6 protein-coding genes are annotated in these 6,242 nt (G+C 64.5%); 3 read left to right on the top strand and 3 right to left on the bottom strand.

All coding sequences use genetic code 11. The features are described 5' to 3' along the window. Window positions 1-840: hypothetical protein (locus AAGA11_17085; protein MEM9604582.1), on the top strand; the 840-nt coding region annotated here is incomplete at its 5' end. 31 nt (window positions 841-871) lie between these two features. Here the strand turns inward: AAGA11_17085 and AAGA11_17080 are convergent. Genes AAGA11_17080 through sohB form a run of 3 tightly spaced genes read right to left on the bottom strand, consistent with a single transcriptional unit; the run spans window position 872 to window position 3,497 of the window. After that, a complete protein-coding gene (locus AAGA11_17080) occupies window positions 872-1,780 on the bottom strand; it encodes a pirin family protein (GenBank protein MEM9604581.1) in 909 nt (302 codons plus the stop codon). Between the two features lie 58 nt (window positions 1,781-1,838). Continuing rightward, complete coding sequence (locus AAGA11_17075; GenBank protein ID MEM9604580.1) at window positions 1,839-2,393, bottom strand: ubiquinol-cytochrome C reductase, iron-sulfur subunit; 555 nt, start codon at window positions 2,391-2,393, stop codon at window positions 1,839-1,841. A 3-nt stretch (window positions 2,394-2,396) separates the two neighbouring features. Next, complete coding sequence (gene sohB, locus AAGA11_17070; protein ID MEM9604579.1) at window positions 2,397-3,497, bottom strand: protease SohB; 1,101 nt, start codon at window positions 3,495-3,497, stop codon at window positions 2,397-2,399. Between the two features lie 133 nt (window positions 3,498-3,630). On the opposite strand from sohB, the gene folD reads away from it, so the two are divergent. Both folD and AAGA11_17060 read left to right on the top strand, forming a co-directional pair. After that, window positions 3,631-4,500, top strand: coding sequence for a bifunctional methylenetetrahydrofolate dehydrogenase/methenyltetrahydrofolate cyclohydrolase FolD (folD, locus tag AAGA11_17065; protein ID MEM9604578.1), 870 nt, complete (start codon window positions 3,631-3,633; stop codon window positions 4,498-4,500). Between the two features lie 166 nt (window positions 4,501-4,666). Continuing rightward, window positions 4,667-6,238, top strand: coding sequence for an MBOAT family protein (locus AAGA11_17060; GenBank protein ID MEM9604577.1), 1,572 nt, complete (start codon window positions 4,667-4,669; stop codon window positions 6,236-6,238). Window positions 6,239-6,242: the final 4 nt, after the last annotated feature.

Below are 6,242 nucleotides of genomic sequence, written 5' to 3'. Positions count from 1 at the left end.
GGGCAGGGAAGTATTTCCGCCGACGGACGCCGAGTGGCGGTTGTCATGCACGGCGGTGGCGACGGCGCTCTGGTGGCACTCGACTTGGAAACGCAAACGGTTGTTGGTGGACTTCGCTTTGCAGGAAAAGATGGTCCTGGCGAAAACGAAATCGCGTCGATTTCGCCCAACGGGCGATACCTGCTAACCAGTGGTCAGTACGATGACCTTTATGGCACCAGCTTTGGTTCCAGCAAGCTTCAGCTCTACGCCTACGACTTACTCGACCTGCGACATTCAAATCGGCAGCTTGCCTATGTGCACGGTGGACACTTTGACGTCGGCGAGAACGATGCGGGACAACAGGTGATAGTTGCAATCGGCTACAACCCGCTTGCCGGCTGGGCCGGAAGAACGACGACTGGCGGTGAAACCGCTGGCATCTTTGCGTACAACCTTGACACACAACAGATGACACACATCACAGGCACTGCCTTGTGGGACAACAGAGGTATGCCGGCCGGTCACATGTCTATGCCGCTGGACGGCCGAGGCGTAGCCGTGTTGTCGTCCTACCAAGGTGGACACCCGGACAGCAACCCAATAGCGCAAAACAATGCCATCATCGCCATTGACGTCGACACAAATGAGGTTGCCTGGCTGGGCTGGGACGAGGGTGACAACACTGGGCTTGAACCTGCTGGTGGAACCAGTGGTTACTACGCTCAGCCGCACGTGTCACTGGTTCAAAGCGCTCAGTATGCTGACGGCAGCACAGGGTGGAAATGGGCTTGGGGCAGCGACAATCGCTCGACAGGCAGTGCAGCAGACTTCTACGTAGGAGAGCTGATCTGCAATTAGCGCACGAGCTGACAGTGTGAGTGTTGACTGATTACTGCCCGATGAAACTGCCGCTCTGAAGCTGTTCGAGCGCGGTTCGGATCTCCTCGGCCGTGTTCATCACGATCGGGCCGTGCCACGCGACGGGCTCCTGGATCGGGCGCCCCGAGCACAGCAGGAAACGCACACCCTCCGGCCCCGCAGCGACGCGCACCTCGTCCCCTGCACTGAACAGCACCAGCGAGCGGTTGCCAGCGGGTTCGCGCACCAGGATTTCCTCGCCGCCGGCGCCGACGGACTCGTGCAACACCCCACGCGGCGCCGACGCGTCGCGGAAATCGGCGCTGCCTGCAAACACGTAGGCAAAGGCCTGCCGCCAGGTGTCGACCGGCAGCACCTTGACCGTGTTCGGCGGCACACTGATGTCGAGCACCATCGGCTCGGCCGCCAGGCCATCCACCGGGCCGGTCTTGCCCCAGAAGTGGCCACAGAGTACCCGCGCGACCGCGCCGTCGTCCTCGACGGCCACCGGGATGGCCTCGGGCGCGATGTCCTGATACCGCGGCGCGCACAGCTTGTGTTTCGCCGGCAGGTTGGCCCACAACTGGAAGCCGTGCATGCGTCCGGACGCGTCCCCGCGCGGCATCTCCTGGTGGAGGATGCCGCGCCCGGCGGTCATCCATTGCACCGAGCCGGCGCCGAGTTCGCCGTGGTTGCCAAGGCTGTCTCCGTGTTCGACGGTGCCGGCCAACACGTAGGTGATCGTCTCGATGCCGCGGTGCGGGTGCCACGGAAACCCGCGAAAATAGGCTTCCGGGTTCTCGTTGCGGAAATCGTCGAACAGCAGGAAGGGGTCCGTGCGCGCGGTGTCGCCGAATCCGAAGGCCCGGTGCAGCTGCACACCGGCTCCCTCGAGCGTGGGCCGGGCACGGCTGTGGCGGCTGACCGAGCGTGTGCTCATGGCATTGTCCGGGGCCGCGCGGTGCGTGAATGTGGTGGTGTTCGCAGGCTCCGCACGATCACGGCAGGGACACCGTCAATCCGTCGTCAGCGTCGACGGTGTGGGGCAAGACCCGCAAGTTGCGCTTGGCGGTCTGGTTCCGGTAAGCGCGACCGGCCCAGTCGTAGCGCTCGCCGCGGCACTTGTCGGCAAACCCGCCTGCCCACGGTATGCCCTGAAACTCGTCCTCGGACGGGGGCAACAGCTCGAGTTCACACTGCAAGGCGGTACCCAAGGCCTCGATCACGAGGAAGCGCGGGTCGACGCCGCGGTGCACCGCGTCCACGCCGTCGGGTTCACGGCTCAGCCAGGACGCCGCGTCGTTGACGCGGCTGTCATCGAGACTGCCGAGCTCCGCGTCGCCGCGCCGCACCACCAGCACTGGCAGGTTGCCGATGGCGGTGCGGATGGCTTCACCCGGTACGAGCGCGGCGGCGTCGACGTAGATCGATACACGTTGGGTGGTCACGGTTGGCCAGATGCTGCCCAGCAACACCACCACCAGGCCGCCGAAGATGAGCAACGCGCCGGCCTTGACCAGGCGGACCAGCACACGCCGCCGTGCCGCACTCACCGATCAGACCATCCAGCGGCTCTGCGTGAGCCGATCCCACCATTTGACCGCGACGCGGTCGAGCATCTCGGCCGCGCCCATGCCGAGGCGCTCGCGCAGTGATTTGTGCTCGACAAAGCGGACATCGTAGACGTTCACCTCCTCGACGCGCTTGATCAGGTAGTCGTCCGAGGTGCTGACTTCGTCGATCAGTTTCATCCCGAGGGCACGGCGCCCGTACCAGGTTTCACCCGTGGCGATCTGGTCGATATCGACTTGCGGCCGGTGCTCGCTGACGAACTCCTTGAACAGCACGTGCGTCTCCTCGAGTTCCTCGATGAATTTCTGCCGACCCTCGTCGGTGTTTTCGCCGAACACGGTGAGAGTGCGCTTGTACTGACCGGCCGTCAGCAGCTCGAAGTCGATGTCGTTCTTCTTCAGCAGGCGGTGGACGTTGGGCAGCTGGGCGACCACCCCGATCGAGCCGAGCACGGCAAACGGGGCTGCGACGATCCGGTTCGCGACGCAGGCCATCATGTAGCCGCCGCTCGCGGCCACCTTGTCCACGCACACCACGAGTTGGACCTTGGCCTGCACGATGCGGTCGAGCTGAGACGCCGCAAGGCCATAACTGTGCACCATGCCGCCGGGGCTCTCGAGTTTGACCACGACCTCGTCGCCGGGGCGCGCAACGGCCAGCACCGCCGTGATCTCGCGGCGCAGGTTCTCGTTGGCACTGGCGCGGATGTCACCCTCGAAATTCAGCAGAAACAGGCTCGGTTTGTCCGGCACCGCCTCGGGCTCAACGCGCCCCGCGAGACGCTTGCGGGCCATCTTGGCCTCTTTGCGCCGCGCCTTGCGCTCGGCCTTTTCACGCGCCTTGCGGGTCTTCTCCTCGCGCTTGATCTGGTCGGGATCGAGCAGGTGCTCGCGCAACGCGAAGCGCAGGTCCTCCAACACATCGTTGATTCTGCGCACTTCGACGCGGCCGTCGCCGGGCCGGCGTTCATGGCGTTGCGAGGCGACGAAGCCCACCGCAATCAGCACCGCGACCAACACTGTCAGCACTTTGGCGAAAAACAACCCGTATTCGAAGAAAAACGCCGCCACGGCGAGGCCCCACATGTCAAAACCCAATCATAGCGGCTGAGCCGCCGGGTCGCCGACGTCGGATTGGGATCAATTCCCGACGCAAGGGCCAGCCGAGCACGACGAACATCGCACTAGAATACGCTCTCCCACACCCGGACCCAGGCTCATGGCTGACATCATCGACGGCAAAGCTCGCGCCGCCGCCCTCCGCGCCGAACTCACGACCGACGTGGCCCAACTGGTCGAGCGCTCCGGTGTGACACCGGGCCTGACCGTGGTGCTCGTGGGTGACGACCCGGCGAGCCATGTGTACGTGCGCAACAAGGTCAAGTCCACCACCGAGGTGGGTATGCGCTCCGACGAACACCGCCTGCCCGCGGACACCCCCGAGGCCGACGTGCTCGCGCTGGTCGAAAAGCTGAACAACGACCCGAGCGTCAACGGCATCCTGGTCCAGCTGCCGCTGCCACAGCACATCGACAGCGCGAAGGTGCTCGCGGCGATCAACCCGGACAAGGACGTGGACGGGTTTCACGTGGTCAACGCGGGCAAGTTGGCGGTGGGCGAACGGGCCCTGGTCCCCTGCACTCCTCTCGGCTGCCTCATGATGCTTCAAGACTCGCTGGGGTCCCTGAGCGGCGCCAACGCGGTTGTCGTCGGCCGCTCGAACATCGTCGGCAAGCCGATGGCCCAACTGCTGCTGCAGGAGAGCTGCACCGTGACCGTCGCCCACTCCCGCACGCGCGACATCGAGTCGGTGTGCCGCGGCGCCGACATCCTGGTTGCCGCTGTGGGCCGCCCCGAAATGGTGCGCGGCGACTGGGTGCGCGAGGGTGCAACGGTCATCGATGTCGGCATCAACCGCATCGAAGGGGAAAACGGCAAGGCGAAGCTGGTCGGTGATGTCGCGTTCGACGAGGCCGCTGCCCGCGCCCGTGCAATCACCCCGGTACCCGGTGGCGTCGGTCCCATGACCATTGCCTGCCTCTTGTACAACACCGTCGCGGCCACGCGGGCCCAGCTCGGCCTCAGCTGACGCGCAACCTTCCTGTTGCAGCACGGTCTTAACGAGGTAGACCACTCTCACAGTCACGCATGCGCGCCAGAGGGTGTACATACGAGATTGGGCAATGGGGTTCGCCCGGCCCCGTTGTTGCGAGACAATTGCGCAACCCACGCTGTCTGAGGCTTCGGCAGGCCCAATGCTGTTCAACGCCTACGAATTCATCTTCGCTTTCCTGCCGATCACGCTCGCCGGGTTCTTCTTCCTGGGCGCGAACCGCGGATTGCGGCCCGCGGTGGCCTGGTTGGTGGCCGCGAGTCTCTTTTTCTACGGCTACTGGCGACCGGTCTACCTGCTTCTGATCGGCGGGTCGATCGTGTTCAACTACCTGTGCGGGCTCGGCATCGCGCGGATGCTCACCGCCGGCCACGCACGCCGGGCGAAGAGCCTGATGGTGTTCGGTGTGGTCGCCAACCTCACGAGCATCGGCGTGTTCAAGTACGCGGATTTCGTCATAGGCAACGTGAACGCCGTCGCCGGCACGGCATTCAGCAACCTCGACCTGTTGCTGCCGCTGGCCATCTCCTTCTTCACGTTCCAACAGATTTCCTACCTCGCCGACGCCTACAACGGCGAGCCGGTCGAGCGCGACTTTCTCTCCTACGCGTTGTTTGTGACGTTTTTCCCGCAACTGATTGCGGGCCCGATCGTGCACCACAGCGAGATGCTGCCCCAGTTTCGCAAGCCCGGCATCGGCCGCGTCAACTGGGAGGACATCGCCGTCGGTGTGAGCCTTTTTGCTTTGGGGCTGTTCAAGAAAACGATCATTGCCGACAACATTGCGACGTTCTCGGATCCGGTGTTCGCGGCGGCCAATGCCGGGGAGACCATCACGCTGATCGAGGGGTGGGTTGGCGCACTGGCCTACACCGCCCAACTCTACTTCGACTTCTCCGGCTACTCCGACATGGCGCTCGGTCTGGCGCGGATGTTCGGTATCCGTCTGCCGTTGAATTTCAACTCGCCCTACAAGGCGCGTGACATCTCGGACTTCTGGCGTCGTTGGCACATGACACTGTCGCGCTTCCTGCGGGACTACCTCTACATAGCGCTCGGCGGCAACCGCGCCGGCCAGGTCCGCCGGTACATCAACCTCGGTGCGACCATGTTGCTCGGCGGGCTGTGGCACGGCGCCGGCTGGACCTTCGTGATCTGGGGCGGCTTGCACGGCGGCTACCTGATCATCAACCACGCCTGGACCTGGCTCTGGTACACCCGCCGAGGCGTGGCGCCGAGCGCCGGTTGGTTCAGTGTCTGGCGCGGGCGCCTGCTGACCTTTCTGGCGGTGGTGATCGCCTGGGTGTACTTCCGGGCCGAGTCACTCGACGCCGCACACGCGGTGCTCGCAGGCATGACCGGGCTGAACGGCGCCGTGATTCCGGCGCACTGGCAACTGTATTTCGGCCCACTGGCCCCACTGGTCGAGGCGCTCGGGTTCCGCTTCGGCGTGATCGACACGGTCCAGCGCATTTCCGTGATCCCCTGGATACTCGGCGCCTTCACCATCGCTTTCTTTGCGCCGAACACCCAGCAGATCCTGCACACTTTCGACCCGGCGCTGATGACCGACCGGAAACAGCGAATTGCACCCACAGTGGCATGGCTGACCTGGCAGCCGAGCCGCGTGTGGGCCTGTGTGATCGCCGTGCTCGCGGCGTGGGCGGTGTTCGGCCGCTCGACGACGAGCCAATTCCTCTACTTCAACTTCTAGGGGC

Source organism: Pseudomonadota bacterium, assembly GCA_039196715.1.
In the GTDB taxonomy this organism is placed as follows: Bacteria; Pseudomonadota; Gammaproteobacteria; order CALCKW01; family CALCKW01; genus CALCKW01.
The sequence above is the reverse complement of the archived record's forward strand: the minus strand, read 5'-3'. Positions and strand labels throughout refer to the sequence as shown.